The sequence below is a fragment of the Streptomyces sp. NPDC086989 genome (assembly GCF_044745505.1).
Lineage (GTDB): Bacteria > Actinomycetota > Actinomycetes > Streptomycetales > Streptomycetaceae > Streptomyces.
The window spans coordinates 1-14,959 of the sequence record NZ_JBIVAL010000025.1; the positions used below are offsets into that span (position 1 = coordinate 1).

Consider the following 14,959-nt stretch of genomic DNA (forward strand, 5'->3'; position numbering starts at 1 on the left):
GCTACGAGCGCAAGGCTGAACACTTCCTCGCCTTCGTCGGCATAGCCGCAGCCCTCATCTGCCACCGCCGCCTCACCAAATGAAACGACGTCTTACTCCGCCGCGGGAACGGGTTTTACTGCGTGTTGGGTGTGTCGAGCAGGAGATGAGTGGCGGCGAGTAGGTCGCGGGCGCGGGTGGTGTGAGGGTGATCATCTCCGAGGAGGCGGATGCGTGCCTCAAGAACTTGCTCCGCCAGGCGGAGGGCGTCCTGGTGTCGGCCGAGTTCGTTGTAAGTGACCGCGAGGTTGGCTCGGGCCCGGTGTGTCTCGGGGTGGTCACTACCCAGTAGGCGGACACGCCCTGTCAGGACCTGTTCTTCCAGCAGGGCGGCGGCATGGTGGTGGCCGAGGTGGTGGTGGGCGCCGGCGAGATTGGCGCGTGCCAGGTAGGTGTCGGGATGGTCATCGCCGTGGATGCGGATGTAAGCGGCAAGCACTTGCTTGCACAGGGAGAGGGCGTCGTTGTGGCGGCCGAGTCCTCTGTAGGTGGCAGCAAGGTTGCTGCGAGCAAGATGTGTATCGGGGTCTTCCTCGTGGAGGTCGCTCCGCAGGCGTGCGGCAAGCACTTGTTCGCAAAGCGGAAGGGCGTCGTGGTACCGGCCGAGTTGGTTGTAGGTGACCGCGAGGTTGGCGCGGGCCCAGTGGGTCTCCGGATGCGTGTCGCCGCAGCTGCTGACGCGAGCCGCCAAGACCCGTTCCTCTAGGCGGAGGGCTGTTTGGTAGTCGCCCAGGTGGCAGTAAGTGGCTGCGAGATGGGCGCGAGCGGTATGGGTATCTGCGTGATCGTCACCGTTCAAGCGAATGCTGTCAGCGAGGACCTGTTCCTGCAGCAGCTGCGCCTTGTCGTAGTGGCCGAGCAGGTTGTGCGTCGAGGCGAGGGTGCCGCGTGCGCTGAGCGAATCGGGATGTTCCGACCCTCGCTTGTCCTCAGTGACGGTGAGGAGGAACTGCCAGTAGGCGAGGGCGGACTGGAACTGACCGCTGGTGATCATGATTCTGCCAGCATGGAAGAGCACCGCGTGGGTCTGGTCATCCCACAGGTAATGCCCAGGATGGCGGGTGAGTGTGACGGTGTTGGCGAGCAGGACTGCAGAGATTTCGCGATCAGGGCTTGGGCCGCTGGGCCAGATTTCGAATAGAGCGTCAGCGGCGATCCACGCGAGGCGGGACTGCAGTGCGGGGGGCGTCACCTCTTGGACGGCGCGGGCAGTCAGTGCGTGGATTCGTACTTCCTGACCGGTGCTCCGTGCGTCGTGGGTTATAAGCGCGTACCGGTGCAGAGCGAGGAGGCTCTCCCGGACCTGAGAGTCGGACACTGGAACAGGTTGTCCATCCTCGTCGGTATTGAGTTCGTTGAGATAGCTCCGAACTGCACGGCTCCCCCACAGTCTGGCCGGATGCCCGGCGGGGTCCAAGAGCGCGGTGAGCTGCAGTACGGGAAGGGCGAGTCCTCGCGGGGATGCGGCTTCGGCCGCGGCACGGGAGAGCAATAGTGCAGCGGTGACCCGGCGGCCGTAGTTCTCAGCATCTGCCCATTCCGGCAGGACGTCCTCCAGCCGTAGCGCCTGATCACCGAGGCGCTCCAGGTACTGAGCGCAGGTGAGTTCCTCGGCGAGGAGGTAGGCGGCTGCGTGGCCCAGGGCGAGCGGCAGGTAGCTGAGCACGCGGGCCACGTCTTCCTCCCGCCCATCCAGCAGATGTCCGGCGCCATCGGCGGTGACCCGCTCCTGCAGGTAGTGGACGGCTTCTGCTGGGGCGTAGACGTCGATGTCGATCCGGGTGCGCCCGCCCCCGGTCAGCCGGGGGTCATGTAGGCGGGTCGTGGCCAGGGTCCATCCGGTGCCGGGCCGGGCCGGCGGCCACCACGGACCGACGGCGCCCGGGTCACGGACGTCGTCCAGCACCACGAGCCAGGACCGGTCGGTGGTGCCCAGCCACTCCAGGAACGCCCGCGCGTCCTGTCCGGGATCTTCCCCGGCTGCGCCCACCGCCCCCACCCGCAAGGCCGCCTGCGCGTAGACGGTGATGAGCTGCCCGCTCTCGCCGGCCGGGACCCACACCACCAGATGCGTCCCCGCAGCCACGGCCTGGTGGGCGTACTGGGTGGCGAGCTGGGACTTGCCGACCCCGCCCATCCCCGACAGCACCCCGGCCGAAGCCCGCCGCGTTTGGGTCAGAACCACGGCGCCGCCTCCCCGGGCGGCGTCGATGCGTTTCCGAAGCCCTTCACGGGGCTGGAACGCCGATGCCGCCAGCGGCGGAACCCCCACGAGCACACCCGGCTGCCCGCCCCCCTCACCCGCTGACGGCTGGACCGCAGCGATCGGCTCCGGACGGCCGACCTCGCCGCCCGCCTGGGCTTGCTCCGCCTGCAAGCGCAGGTCCAGCAGCGCATCCACATCGAGGTTCAGTGCCTTCGCCATACCTGCGACGGTCCGCGCGCTCGGAACGGACGGCTGGTGCAGAGCGTTGCTCACGCTCGTACGCCCCACCCTGGCCCTACCCGCCAGCCAGGTCACCGTCTGCCCTGTCGCGGCCAACGCGTTCGCCAGCTGCGCCTGCAGACGGGGCAGCGGCTCGGACGGCTCCCCGACGGGCTCGGGCCCGTCCTGCGCCGTGTCCATCGTTTCCCCCAGCGGTGTGTGCGCCGTTGTACAGAAGTGTTCATCTTCGCTTGCCTGAACCCTGTCGCACACCCGATCCGAGACGCTCGATCCCTCAACCGACCCGTCCCTTCGAGGAGTTCGACATGCCCGCACTGACCCTGGCCCTCTTCACCGTCTGCCTGGTGCTGATCATCGCTCTGGCCGTCGCGGCGGTGGCCGGTAAGCTCGCCCGTCTCGACGGCGCCAGCTACCCGGCCGCCTGCCTGCGCGCGGCCACCGCCTTCGGCGCGGTGGTGACCCTGGCCGCCGCCGTGACCGGCGCGCTGGCCGCGGTCCTGCCCTGACCCCGCCGGATAACCCACGTCGGCGTGCGCAGAGGAGGAGAATGTGGCGTACTATTGATCTTGAGCCTGCCGCCCAGAATAGGGCAGCACGGCCGTGCGTTGGTGGTCCAAGGAAAGACACCCCACTTCCCGTGGGGGGATGCAGGTGCAAGGCCTGCCCAGCGCTCCAGCGAGTCCCGTCGCCTTCCCCCAAGAATGCGGCGGGACTCTTTTGTGCGTCTGCTGGAGACGCCCTCCCCAGAGGCTCCGACACTGACCGGCTATCGCAGGTCCGTGGCCGAGCTGTCCGACGCCTCCGGTGCCGGGTAACCCCCTCCACCCGCTCGCTGGCTCACGTCCGCGTACACCAGCACGATGACCTCGTCCACGCCCGGGATGCGCCGCGGCCGGCACGGCCCGCGCGAGAAGAACAGGTCCGAGACCCGGGCAGCGGCTTCGACCGCAGCCGGTTCGAGGCCCCGGATCTCAACCGTGATGATGCTCCCGTCGCTCATAGGCTGGGGAAACCCGGCAGCCGCACCGCCGGTTCCGACGGCACGCCAAGTGCACTCCTTCGAGTCTTCCAGCGCGGGCGACGGCGGGCGGTGCAGCGTTTTGGTGACCTGTCAGGTCGCCTACGGTCGGCACACCGGATACCGCCGCCACCGCCCTTCCCTGACACCGCTCACCGGGTCCTGGCGAGCAGCCGTCCGTAAAGTCCCGGGAGTCACAAGGGGCGGGAAGCAGCCACGTACGGGTCCTTTCGTGTCCGGCATACGCTCTGCCGCGCCGGACCCCGGCGTTATACCGTTGGGGGCTTGTCGACTGTGGGAGGTCTGCTGTGTCAGGGATCGTGGAGGGCAAGCACCGATCACCGATTGGTGACGACGGGCATCAGCCCAACCGGCCCGTCCCGCCCCCGCCGCCACCCCCACCCCCGCCGCCCAGCAACCCCAGCCCCAAGAAGTAGCCGTGCCCGCCGCCCCGGACACCGCCGCTACCGGCGCGCTCGTCGACGGGCTGCTCGCGCAAGTCGCCGAGCAGCTCGGCCGGCCCCTGCCCGCCCGCCTGCGGGAAGCCTTCCAGCACATGCCGCGCCACCGGTTTCTGCCCGACCGGATATGGCTGCGCGACGGATCGGGCGGCTACCGGGCTGTGGACCGTACAGCAGACCCCGAAGGCTGGCTGGCTGCTGCCTACGCCGATCAACCGCTGGTCACCCATTTCATCAGGGGGCTGCCGGCCTCGTCGGCGTCCATGCCGTCGATGGTCGCCCGCATGCTCCTCCTGGCCGGCCTCACCGAACCCAACGGCCACAACCAAGACTCACTCCGAGTGCTGGAGCTGGGTGCAGGGACCGGCTTCAACGCGGGGCTGCTGTGCATCCTGGCGGGGGATGAGCAGGTGACCACCGTCGACCTCGACCCCGCCCTCGCCGCCACCGCGCAGGAGAACCTGAAGAGGGTCGGCCGGACGCCGACGGTCGTGGCCGCGGACGGCGCCGGCGGATGGCCGCCGGGCGCCCCCTACGACCTCGTTCTGGCCACGTTCTCCGTCGACCACATCCCCCCTGAATGGCTGGCCGGACTCCGGCCAGCCAGGGGCCGCATCGTGACCCCCTGGACTTCCGCCTGGTGCAGTTACGGCACCCTCGAACTCACAGCCAGCGAAGACGGTCCTGCACACGGACGCTTTCACTCCTTCGCCTCTTTCATGCCGATGGCACGCCCCCACGCCGAGTCCCGCCCGCCGATGACCGCTCCCGCAGGCGACAACAGCGCAGCCGCGTTCTCCTCGACTGGGCTCTCCCCGTGGGCGGTTGCCGGAGGTGACCTCGACGCCGAGTTCCACATCGGCCTCACCGTCCCCGGCGCCTCGTTCGCCTGGGACACCAGCGGCGACCACGCCCACACCCGCCTTCAGATCCAAGACCCCGTCACCGGCTCGTGGGCGACGGTCGACTACGACGGCCGCACCGCGGCCGACTTCACCGTCGCTCAGGCCGGGCCCCGACGGCTGTGGGATGAAGTCACCGCCGCCTACCGGCGGTGGGAGGAGCTCGGCCGGCCGAGCGTCGACAAGTACGGCCTGACCGTGGCAATGGGCGCGACCGTCGTGTGGGCGGGCTCTCCCGCCAGCCCGGTCGCCGAACGCTGATCCTCGAACCTGACGTCGACGCCCCGCAAGAGCCGCGCGGCACCAACTATCCAGATGATCGACTGGGCGTGGGCCATGCGGGGCCCCGCATGGATCGACGCCGCGCAGTGGGGGTTCCGCCTGGTGCTGGACGGCAAGCAGAGCGTCGAGGACGCTGCGCGCTGGGCGAGGACCATCCCCGCGTTCGCCAAGGCTCCCCGTGAGGGGGTGCGGGTCCTTGCGGAAGCGGAGGCGCGTTCCTGGCAGGCTTGGCGCGAGCACGGGATGACAGAGCTGGACGAGACGATCACGGCCGCCCGCAAGGGTCCGCCGGACTACACCACGCTCCTATGCGTATGTCCCGATGGACTCGGGGGTAGGCCGAGCATCCTCTCGGATGCGGATGCGGCCGTGGCCCGGCTGCGGGAGGATCACCGCGCCCTGCTGGCCGAGTCTGTCTACCACTACGGGAGCTTCTTCGACTCGCGTGCGCCGATTGCTCTGCACGCCGCAGTCAGCCGCTTTGCGAGCTCATGGAAGGCCTGCCGCCCGCCGTGGATGCGCTGCGTACCACCCTGGCGGATGCCGGGGCGCACGCGATGCTGCGCCAGCTCGACGCGGGCGAGCGGCAGGCAGGGACCGCAGGCGACCCCGGGGCGATCCTGGCCGACCGGGTCGCGCTGCTGGACGGGCGTGTATTCGCCGAGTTCTTCGACACCGCCGGGGAAGGCCGGCCCTTCTGGCTGCGCGCCCTGGCACATCCGCTGCGCGTGCGGATCGACTTGCCTAAGCACGCTCAACCGGACGCCGGTGTGGTGCAGTGCCGTCTGCGAGATCAGCCAGGGACCCGTGACGGGGTATTACCGGCCGTTTCCTGTGTGGCACGGGTGGGTGGCAGGCACCGCGCAGCGATGAGGGGCGCCGCAGCGGTGGCGGAGAACTGACGGTCCGTCGGGGGTATCGGTCGCTCCGGCCGGCGTCCCGGGGCCCCGTGGGCCGGAGCTTGGGCGGCCGTATCGCGTCCACTGAGCTGCATCCTTACCCGTCAGTGACCGCTCAGTTACTGCGCTGTCCGGCATTCGGGGCGTCAATCCCGGCCGTGCGGCAGGTCCTCGTACGGAGGGGGAACGCCGAGGCGCCCTGCCCGCGCACCTCTCCGGCAGGCTCGGGTACCTGTCCGGATAGCGGTCATCCGGCGGCGTGGCCGATTCTGCAGCCGGGCGTCGGCGGGGAGTTGGCAGGGGGCGGAGCGGAGGACATCATCCTTCCTCGTACGAACCGACTATCTGTGCGGGAGTAAGAAATTTGTTCGGCAATAGCCGCGGCATAGGGCTCCCAGGCGCCTTGAGGCGCCGCTAGATGCCACGAAGTGCCTTCCCGGTGGGCGTGAGTTCCGCGCGCGCTCCCGCCCGGCACGCCGTTCCTGCGCAGCTGCCCTCTCGCACACTCACGCCTCCGTTCATTCGATTTCACCGTAGTGGAGTTCTTGACTCTCATGTACCGACGCTCGAAGTCCCTCACCTTCACCGCTGTGGCCGTAGTGATGTGCACCGCCGGTCTCGTCCCGTCGGTCGGCCACGCCGCCGAAGTTCCCACCGGTGTTCCTGCCGGGGAGACGGTGCGCTCCTACGCCGAAAACCACGGACTCACCGCGGCCGATGTCATGCGCATCAACACCCTGAACGAGAAGGCGCTGAGCCTCGGGCAGCCCGGAAAACCCACGGGCTCCGTGCCGCCGAACGCTTCCGCTTCCTCCAGGGCCGCGGCGGACGGCGAGATGGAGACCCCGCCGGCGGAGCCGCTGGACCGGATGCCCGACCCGTACCGGGTTTACGGAGGCAGGGCTTCGACCTCGGTCGGCAACTACATACGCAAGTGGCAGCAGGTGTACAGCCAGCGCGACGGTCAGCGGCAGCAGATGACCGAAGCGCAGCGACAGGCACTCGCCTACGGCTGCGTCGGCGTCACGTGGGTGAATTCCGGAAACTACCCGACGAACAAGCTGGGTTTTGCCTTCTTCGACGAGAATAAGTACAAGGACGCTGTCAAGAACACCAGCCCCCGCCCCGGTGAAACCCATGCCGAATTCGAGGGGCGCATAGCCAAGCAGAGCTTCGACGAGGAGAAGGGCTTCAAGCGGGCTCGCGATGTTGCGTCCGTCATGAACAAGGCCCTCGAAGGCTCCGGCGACGAGAATGCCTACCTCACCAAGCTCAAGGCGGAGCTCGGCAAGACGAACGACGCCCTGGCCAACGAGGACGGCCGCTCGAACTTCTACGCGGCTCTGCGCAACACGCCGTCGTTCAGGGACAAGAACGGAGGAAACTCCGATCCCTCCAAGATGAAGGCTGTCATCTACTCGAAGCACTTCTGGAGTGCCCAGGACCCGCGCAGTTCCGCCGACAAGAGGAAGTTCGGCGACCCCGAGGGCTTCCGCCCCAGCCAGGCCACCGGCCTCGTCGACATGTCGAAGGACAGGAACACCTCGCGCAGCGCCACCAAGCCCGGCGAGAGCTTCGTCAACTTCGACTACGGCTGGTTCGGCGACCAGAAGGAGCCCGCTGCCGACAAAACGATCTGGACCCACGCCAACCACTTCCACAACCCCAACGGCGACATGGGTCCCATGAACGTGTACGAGAGCAGGTTCCAGAACTGGTCTTCCGGCTACGCCGACTTCGACCGCGGCGCCTACATGGTCACCTTCATCCCGAAGAGCTGGAACACCGCGCCCGACAAGGTGACGCAGGGCTGGCGGTAACCGTCCGCCGCTCGCTCCCGGACACTCTTGGCGCCCGAGAGTGTCTTCTGCCGGCGTGCTGAGGGCAGGCGACCGCTCTCCTGACCGGAAGGCATGGGGGCGAGGTGGGCCGCACAGGGTGACGCGAGCAGGCCGCGGGGGATGAGTGCGGTTGCGTACCGGCCCAGCTGCGCAGCAGGTGGCCCGCAAGCGAGGGGGCGTCAAAGCGATCGAGGGTGAGCCGCCAGATGCGGGCGATGGTGAGCGCGGAGTCGCCGCCTTCATGGGTGGCGGCGAACATAGGTGGTCAGCGAACGGGCGCCCGGCACGGAGGCCGGGGTGTCGCCGTCGGGGACGGCGTGGAAATGGGCGGCTACGCCCATGACGTCATGTTCCCGCCGGTGGCCGGGCTGGGGCCGAAGGCGCGCGATGAGCCGGTGGGGATTCAGGCCAGCAAACTCACATGCTCAGCCGTGCAGTCATGCCGCTGCTTCGGCGCGATCGGCGGTGACACCAACTGGCACCCATGTTCCTGTGTCTCCATGCCGTTCGAGGAGGAGGCGGGGGGACTCGGGGTGGACGTGGGCAGCGCCACGGACAGGCCGGGGACAGCCCGCAGTTCATCCCCGGCGGGGGCTGGTCCGTTCCCGAGCGGGCGGCGCATGGTGCTCATCGCCGAAGTTTCGCAGCAGGTCTGACAACCCGTCCGAGAAGGGCCACATCGGGCGCGGGTCAGGGGCCGCGTAGGTGATTCCGCCGTCCCCGGCGGTGGTCGCGGCGAGCGCCACGACCTTCCAGATCGCGGCGGGAACGCCAGCCCTAGGACCGTCGTATGTGTCGTTGAGTAGATCCACGGTCAACCTCGCGGACTTGCCGTCCGGCCCCTTGGCCGTAACCCTGGCCTGCGGTGGGGCATTTTGCCGAGCCTTCTCGAGGCATCGCGGCACCGCGAACATTGATGGCCGTGAACATTCTTCGTAGGTGGATCGCCGATCCGGGATTCTTTGAGGTGGGGGCGATGCGCTGCGTCAAGGCGCGAGCTCCTGCTTGATCTGTGCGACCTGCGGGCCCGCGTCGGTCTTCGGCATCGCCCAGCGGTACGCCTGCCCAGCGCCGTCGGTGTAGAGGAGCATGCCGCCCGCCTGCGTCACCTTGACATCGAAGACGACGCCGGCCCAATCGAATGTCCCGGGCGAAATGAAGCTCGCATTGAAGCTCTCTGCGACCACGTTGAAGGCCGAACCGTTGCCCTGCTTGATGGCCTCCCCATCCGGGGCGACCCAACTCCACCCGCCATTACTGATCGGCGAAGTCTGGGCGGTGCCCACCGGAGCCGTCGCTACCACCTTGACCGTGACGAACACGAAGCCTTCGGCCTGAGGCTTCTCGGAGGTCGACCCGGCCTGCAGGTAGGCGATCGAAGTGGGGGTGAGCTCGAGATGCCCGAGGCCGCCGGCTCCGACGGTCTCAACCCTCGTCCCGAGCGCCAGCGCACCGGCGGACCCAGTCGCCGAGGGCCGTGCGGTCGGATTGGCGTCCGGCTTGGGTGGAGCCTCACCGCTGCAGCCGGCGAGGGCTAGCGAGGCGAGGAGGATGGCGGCGATTCGTCTGCGCATGTGCGTCCCCTGGGATCGAGTGGAGCGACCGTAGCGCCGGCGCGCGGACGCGGGGTGCGTTGTTCCCGAACTGGTACCCCGCACCTCGCCCTCACCGCTCTCGCGGTGGGGGTTTCTTGCTGTTCGGGCTGTTCATCAATCGATCCGATTCCGCACACCCCCGCAACACGCCCGGGGCGTACCAGCGGGATCATTTCGGTTGTCCGGAAGGGGCGTTCAGGAAGTCTACGCGTGCGGGGCAGCTACCGCCCCGTGCGGTATCAGCCTGGTTCAGGTTCCGGGTGCACCGGTCGCAGTCCGGGCTGGGGCCATCGGTAAGAGCGGATGAAGGTGAACGTCGTTTCACCGGGGTCGTAGGCCACTGATGGATGACCTGGCCATCCGGCCAGTCGTGCGGGGCAAGCACGGTCGCCAACCTCCAGTCGCCCTTCAACCACACCTTCATGGCTGGCCGCTCGCCCGGCCGCCAGGCGCGCACCCATGGCCGCGGACCGTCCTTGGGCGTCCACGGGCGTGACTCCACCGGCTGGGTCGGCGGCCTGGTCATCTACTGCCGCGTTGATCTCCGCGGCCGTCGTCCTGGCCGTGGGCGAGGACCGGCAGCAGCGACTCGGCGGCGTCGCATACGGTGCACGCCGTCGTGCCGGGCCGCGTGAGCGCGTCGAGCGCCCTGCATCGTGCCCAGCGGATGCGCGCGGCCGGGCGTGACACCGTCGACGATCTACCGCCGCTGGGGGACCTGCAGGAGCTGCTGTCGGACGTAGCGGTCGAGCGTCTGCGGCCCGACACCGCACCCCACGACTACGGTGCCCTGTCGTCGGACCTGACGGCCTGGGCCGAGCAGTTTCTCGACGAGATGGCCTCCCCCACGGGCCCCGCCTGCATCCGTGACGCCCTGCTCGGCGACCCGGACCGGCAGCAACGCCGGCCAGTGCTCGGCCTACGCCGCCGAGCAAATCGACCTCGTCCTCACCCGCGCCACCGAACGCGGGGAGAAGACGCCCGAGGTCGAACGGTCATCGACCGCGTCGTCGCGCCCATGATGTACCGCATCCTCTGCCGCCCGGACGGACTCGACGCCGCGTACGCGCGCAGACTCGTCGCAGAGGTCCTCGGCCAGACCGGCCCGACCAGGTGATCGCACCCGCGTGCCCCCTCTGGCAGCTGACCGCCATGCTCCGGCGGGCTGGCCGCCGCCCGAGGCATCGAAACGGACGCCGAACGAATCCAGCAGCTCTTCGACGAGGAAGCCCCTCGGTGCGATGCGCCGGTTTGGGGTCAGTGGGTGTTGGCAGTGACGGGTTGTCAGCTGCGGGTGTGTGCGACCCGGTTGAGTCTCCCGTAGGGGGAGACGTCAGGCTAGGGGCATGGACAGCGACACGCACTATTCCATCGGGGAGTTGTCCCGCCAAACCGGAGTGCCGGTCAAGACGATCCGGTTCTACTCCGACGGCGGCATCGTCCCGCCGGCCGACCGGAGTCCGGCGGGCTACCGTCTCTACAATCCCGACGCGCTTGCCCGCCTCGAGCTGGTCCGCACACTGCGCGAACTGGGACTCGACCTGGCGACAGTACGCAGGGTACTGGATCGGGAAGCCTCCCTTTCGGAGGTCATGCAGGCGCACGCCGACGCCTTGGACGTGCAGATCAACACCCTGCGCCTGCGCCGCGCCCTTCTTCGAGCGGTCGCCGGACGCGACCGCCCTACACCTCGAGAGATGGACCTCGTGCACCGACTTGCCACACTTTCGCGGACCGAACGCCACCGACTCGTGGCCGACTTCATCGAGGAAGTCTTCACGGGCTCTCACACCAACGCCGAGTTCGTGAGCCTGATGCAGTCCGTTCTGCCCGAACTGCCCGACGACCCCACGTCTGAACAGGTGGACGCCTGGGTGGAACTTGTCGGACTCTGCCAGAGCGCGGACTTCCGTGGTGCGCTCCGGCGGACGGCCCAAGACCAGGCGGAAGAGCTCTCCCGGAGGGACGGTATTGCGCTGCAAGAGTCCCTCGACCTGGCTATGCGCGAACGGATCGACGAGGCAGTTTCCGCCGACCTGCTCCAGGCCACGGACGCCTCATCGGCCGACCTGCTGGCCGATCTCTACGCCCGAGCGTTCGAGCGTGCCGCGGCGGGCGATCTACGCCGCTGGCTCCTCGCCCGCCTGCGGACGAGCGCCGATCCGCTCGTGGAGCGCTATTGGAAACTCCTGGCGACCGTCAACGGGTGGCCGCCGTCATTCGCGCTCGCACCGGTTCACTCCTGGTTCACAGGGGCGGCGCTGTGAGGACGCGTGACCTCACGTTCGGCCTGTACGCCGACGCGGAAGGGCTGGCCTGGGTCAAAACACTCGTCGAAAACGCCGTGGCCCTCCGCACTGAGCGGATCGATGCCATGAGTGAGACGCCGCTGGCCGGCGCGTACGACTTCCTTGCGCAACAGTGGGCCGCGGAACATCCCGCCCGGAGCAGTGGCGCTCGGCAGCCGACCGAGTTGCGTGTGCGCTTGGTCTGTTCGCTGCGGAGGCGTAGAGCCCTCCGGAAAGTGCTGATTGCAGCCCTGTGCCCAGGAGGGACAGCCCCCCACCGCTGCCGCGTCCCGTGGATAGCCCTCTGACACGGGAGCGCAGGCACGGTGCCATACATCCCTGGCCTGCGGGATTGGGAACGGGTGGCATGGATCAACGGCTCCCGAAGCGGAGTCGCTGGTGCCGGTTACTGACCTTGTAGTCGTGGTGTCGTCAGTGTGAGTCCGGTTCCGGTGAGGCATCCGTCGATATGTCGCTGCGGTATTGGATCTGGCGGAGGCCTTGTCTGAGCCGGTGCATGAGGTGGCCGGGGTCGGTGAAGACGGTGTTCGCCTGGCTGGTCCGGCGGAGGATGGAACAGATGCCTTCCACCGGGTTGAGGTCGGGTGCGTAGGGCGGCAGAGGGTAGGCGGTGATCCAGCGGTGTGCGTCGACGAAGGCCCGCATACGGCGGTCCTTGTGGACGTTGAGGTTGTCCCATATGAGGACTATCGGTCCGCCGAGCTGCTGGTGGGCGGCTATGAGGAGGTCGCGGTACTCGGTCCACGCGAAGCTCTTGCGGCGGCCACTCTTGTGGTCGGTATGCCGTTTGGGCCGGTAGACGAGGCGGGAGCGTTCGCCGGGCTTGTAGCAGCACATTGCCGCGATGGAGAAACGGCGCTGGGAGCGTCCGCGGACCCGGATGACCGGTGTGCTGCCGCGTCTGGCCCAGGTGCGAGAGGTCGGCGGCGTCATCGAGCATCCGGCTTCGTCCGCGAAGACGATCCAGGCCCCGAGCGCCGCCGCGGTGGTTCCACGTGCGACCACACGATGATCGCCCAGCGTCCGTCCGGATCCGTGCGGGCCCTGCAGGCATCCGCGGAGGCGATCCCTCTCGCCGATGACTCCGCCGACGCGGTGAAGGCCCTCCTGGCCGTGCACCACTGGACCGACCTGGAAGCGGGTATCGGGGAGCTGCTTCGGATCGCCCGGCGGCGCGTCGTCATCTTCACCTGGGACCAGACCATCCTCCGCAGGTTCTGGCTGGTGGACGAGTACCTGCCGGAGGCAGCCGCGCTCGACGACACGCGGGCAGTCGCGATCGACCGGCTGATCGCACTGCTGGGAGGCGCCCGCATCGAGACGGTCCCGATCCCGCATGACTGCACCGATGGATTCAGCGCCGCCTTCTGGCGCCGACCGGAGGCCTACCTCGATCCGGAAGTGCGTGCCGGCATATCCATGCTCGCCCGGACCGGCGAGGAAGTACTCCGTCCGGGCTTGGCCAGGCTGTCCGACGACCTGTCTTCCGGCCTGAGGCACGCACGTCCCGCCGACCTGCTCGACCGCGAAACACTCGACATCGGCTACCGGCTTGTCATCGCCGACCTGTAGGAACAGGTGAGCGACGCGACTCCACGCTCAGGCATGCGCGGACCTTCACGTAGGTAACAGTCCAGCAGTTCGTCGACGTCGTCGGTGATCTTCTTGACGGCCTTGGGCCACTTCGCGCCGTACGTCTTGCCGAACACGGCGACGGCCCTGACCGCGTGATCGCGGTCCTCGGCGTTGTAAATGTCCTGCAGGGCCTTCCTCGCGCCGGGCTGGGCCGACTTCGGGAGCGCGTTGAGCACATTGGCACTTTTGTGCACCCAGCACCGCTGATGGCGGATCTCGGGAAACACCTCCGCAAGGGCCTTCCAGAAGCCGAGCGCGCCGTCGCCGACCGCGAGGACGGGGGCGTGCATCCCGCGCCGTGCGCAGTCGCGCAACAGGTCGGCCCAGGACTCCGCCGACTCGCGGTAGCCGTTGGCCATCGCGATCAGCTCCTTGGCGCCGTCCGCGCGCACGCCCATGACAACCAGGACGCAGGACTTGGACTCGGCGAGGCGGATCCGCAGGTGGATGCCGTCGACCCGGAGCGGTGACGCCCGAGTCGTTGGGAGGACTCGATGCCCCTGCGGGCGATGCGGTGGCGGTGGCCGTAGGTGCGGTTGCGGGAGAGCGGGGAGGACCGCGCCGTCCAGCGGGGTGGCCGCATCGCTGGCGAGTGGGGAGTCGGAGGTGGCGGGGCTCGGTCGGAGGGGGAGCGCGTTGCTCTGAAGCAGCTCAAGTGCGGTTTGACGCAGCCCCTTTAAATGCACAACAGGACTATGACGGGAATGGATTGGGGCACGGTCCCCGCGTGGTTCGGCGCCATTGGGACGACCGGTTCGCTGTCGCTTGCCCTGGCGATTCTGTTGCGGGACAAGCGCAGGGATGACTTGGCTGAGGCTCGAAAGCTGGTCGTCAGCTGGTTGACACCCTGCGGTGGCGACGGGCACAAGGTCCGGATCACCAATGCATCGGATCGTCCGTTTATCTCGGTCGGGATGTTCAACCTTGATCAGTGGCAAAGCGACGCCGAGATGCCGGACGGGCCGATGCTGCCGGGAGAGTGCAGGGTCTATACACACGACGGTGTGGGGTCCAGCGCCCTTGCGATGCGATTCACGGACGGGGACGGGGAGAACTGGGTTCGCTCGCTGCACAGCTACCGGCTGTATCGCTGTCCGCGTGATCCGGTTCGTGCGCGGCACTTCCAGCGGCGCTGGGCGAGCGAGGTGCTGCGCACGGATCAAGTTCTGGCTGCCCCCCTCCCTACGCCTTTGCAGGATGTGGGATACCGGCTTTGGCGGCCTGTCCGCCGGTATTTGGTGGTGCCGGTGTGGTACTTGATGACGTGGCCTGTGCGGCCTCGAAAGCCTCGGACAGAGGTACCGGTTCCGTCGCCCAGGTACCGCTTGTGATCTGATGGGTGTGCCAATAGTCGGCCCCCTTGGGGGGCTGGCTCTGTCGGCATTATCACGCGCCATACGTGATCATGCGGGGTCCGCTTGCAACTGGTTGGAGCCAGGGTGTTCGTGGGATTTCGCCGAGGAACTCGACGGGGCTCAAACTCGACACTCTGATGCTGCTGAACGAGCTCGGTGCACTCCTGGGGCTCGACC

Annotated in this window: 11 protein-coding genes, 1 tRNA gene and 3 pseudogenes; 9 read left to right on the forward strand and 6 right to left on the reverse strand. The window is 68.2% G+C overall.

Features of this window, described 5'->3' with window-relative positions:
- Positions 1-115: 115 nt before the first annotated feature.
- The gene (locus ACIPK4_RS36480; protein WP_402321251.1) at positions 116-2,464 is read right to left on the reverse strand and encodes a tetratricopeptide repeat protein; all 2,349 of its coding nucleotides are present in this window, start codon (positions 2,462-2,464) and stop codon (positions 116-118) included.
- A gap of 326 nt (positions 2,465-2,790) precedes the next feature.
- On the opposite strand from ACIPK4_RS36480, the gene ACIPK4_RS36485 reads away from it, so the two are divergent.
- Positions 2,791-2,991: a hypothetical protein gene (locus ACIPK4_RS36485; protein ID WP_402321254.1), complete on the forward strand. Its 201-nt coding sequence runs from the start codon at positions 2,791-2,793 to the stop codon at positions 2,989-2,991.
- Between the two features lie 96 nt (positions 2,992-3,087).
- Positions 3,088-3,160 (forward strand) — tRNA-Gly (locus ACIPK4_RS36490).
- Between the two features lie 91 nt (positions 3,161-3,251).
- Here ACIPK4_RS36490 and ACIPK4_RS36495 read toward each other — a convergent pair.
- Complete coding sequence (locus ACIPK4_RS36495) at positions 3,252-3,485, reverse strand: hypothetical protein (RefSeq protein WP_402321256.1); 234 nt, start codon at positions 3,483-3,485, stop codon at positions 3,252-3,254.
- 457 nt (positions 3,486-3,942) lie between these two features.
- Here ACIPK4_RS36495 and ACIPK4_RS36500 point away from each other — a divergent pair, with 457 nt between their 5' ends.
- The 3 genes from ACIPK4_RS36500 (at position 3,943) to ACIPK4_RS36510 (ending at position 7,867) form a co-directional block, all read left to right on the forward strand.
- Positions 3,943-5,127 carry a protein-L-isoaspartate O-methyltransferase gene (locus tag ACIPK4_RS36500; RefSeq protein WP_402321259.1) on the forward strand — a complete coding sequence of 395 codons (1,185 nt, stop codon included), beginning with the start codon at positions 3,943-3,945 and terminating at the stop codon, positions 5,125-5,127.
- Between the two features lie 512 nt (positions 5,128-5,639).
- Positions 5,640-6,050, forward strand: coding sequence for a hypothetical protein (locus tag ACIPK4_RS36505; protein WP_402321262.1), 411 nt, complete (start codon positions 5,640-5,642; stop codon positions 6,048-6,050).
- A gap of 551 nt (positions 6,051-6,601) precedes the next feature.
- On the forward strand, positions 6,602-7,867 hold the full coding sequence (locus ACIPK4_RS36510; protein ID WP_402321265.1) for a protein-glutamine gamma-glutamyltransferase: 1,266 nt from the start codon (positions 6,602-6,604) through the stop codon (positions 7,865-7,867).
- Between the two features lie 1,007 nt (positions 7,868-8,874).
- On the opposite strand, the gene ACIPK4_RS36515 is transcribed toward ACIPK4_RS36510, so the two are convergent.
- The gene (locus ACIPK4_RS36515) at positions 8,875-9,462 is read right to left on the reverse strand and encodes a hypothetical protein (RefSeq protein WP_402321268.1); all 588 of its coding nucleotides are present in this window, start codon (positions 9,460-9,462) and stop codon (positions 8,875-8,877) included.
- A gap of 640 nt (positions 9,463-10,102) precedes the next feature.
- Here ACIPK4_RS36515 and ACIPK4_RS36520 point away from each other — a divergent pair.
- The gene (locus ACIPK4_RS36520) at positions 10,103-10,600 is read left to right on the forward strand and encodes a TetR-like C-terminal domain-containing protein (protein WP_402321270.1); all 498 of its coding nucleotides are present in this window, start codon (positions 10,103-10,105) and stop codon (positions 10,598-10,600) included.
- A gap of 229 nt (positions 10,601-10,829) precedes the next feature.
- On the forward strand, positions 10,830-11,750 hold the full coding sequence (locus ACIPK4_RS36525) for a MerR family transcriptional regulator (protein ID WP_402321273.1): 921 nt from the start codon (positions 10,830-10,832) through the stop codon (positions 11,748-11,750).
- 427 nt (positions 11,751-12,177) lie between these two features.
- Here ACIPK4_RS36525 and ACIPK4_RS36530 read toward each other — a convergent pair.
- A pseudogene (locus ACIPK4_RS36530) lies at positions 12,178-12,725 on the reverse strand (transposase).
- Between the two features lie 102 nt (positions 12,726-12,827).
- Between ACIPK4_RS36530 and ACIPK4_RS36535 the strand changes: the two are divergent.
- Positions 12,828-13,364 (forward strand): class I SAM-dependent methyltransferase, encoded by a 537-nt coding sequence (locus ACIPK4_RS36535; RefSeq protein ID WP_402321276.1) that lies wholly within the window; start codon positions 12,828-12,830, stop codon positions 13,362-13,364.
- A gap of 53 nt (positions 13,365-13,417) precedes the next feature.
- Here ACIPK4_RS36535 and ACIPK4_RS36540 read toward each other — a convergent pair.
- Positions 13,418-13,891, reverse strand: a pseudogene (locus ACIPK4_RS36540) (transposase); the annotation flags it as partial.
- Positions 13,891-13,986 (reverse strand): annotated as a pseudogene (locus tag ACIPK4_RS36545) (IS5/IS1182 family transposase); the annotation flags it as partial. The pseudogenes ACIPK4_RS36545 and ACIPK4_RS36540, both read right to left, overlap by 1 nt.
- A 136-nt stretch (positions 13,987-14,122) precedes the next feature.
- On the opposite strand from ACIPK4_RS36545, the gene ACIPK4_RS36550 reads away from it, so the two are divergent.
- A complete protein-coding gene (locus ACIPK4_RS36550; protein WP_402321279.1) occupies positions 14,123-14,758 on the forward strand; it encodes a hypothetical protein in 636 nt (211 codons plus the stop codon).
- The last annotated feature ends 201 nt before the right edge of the window (positions 14,759-14,959 follow it).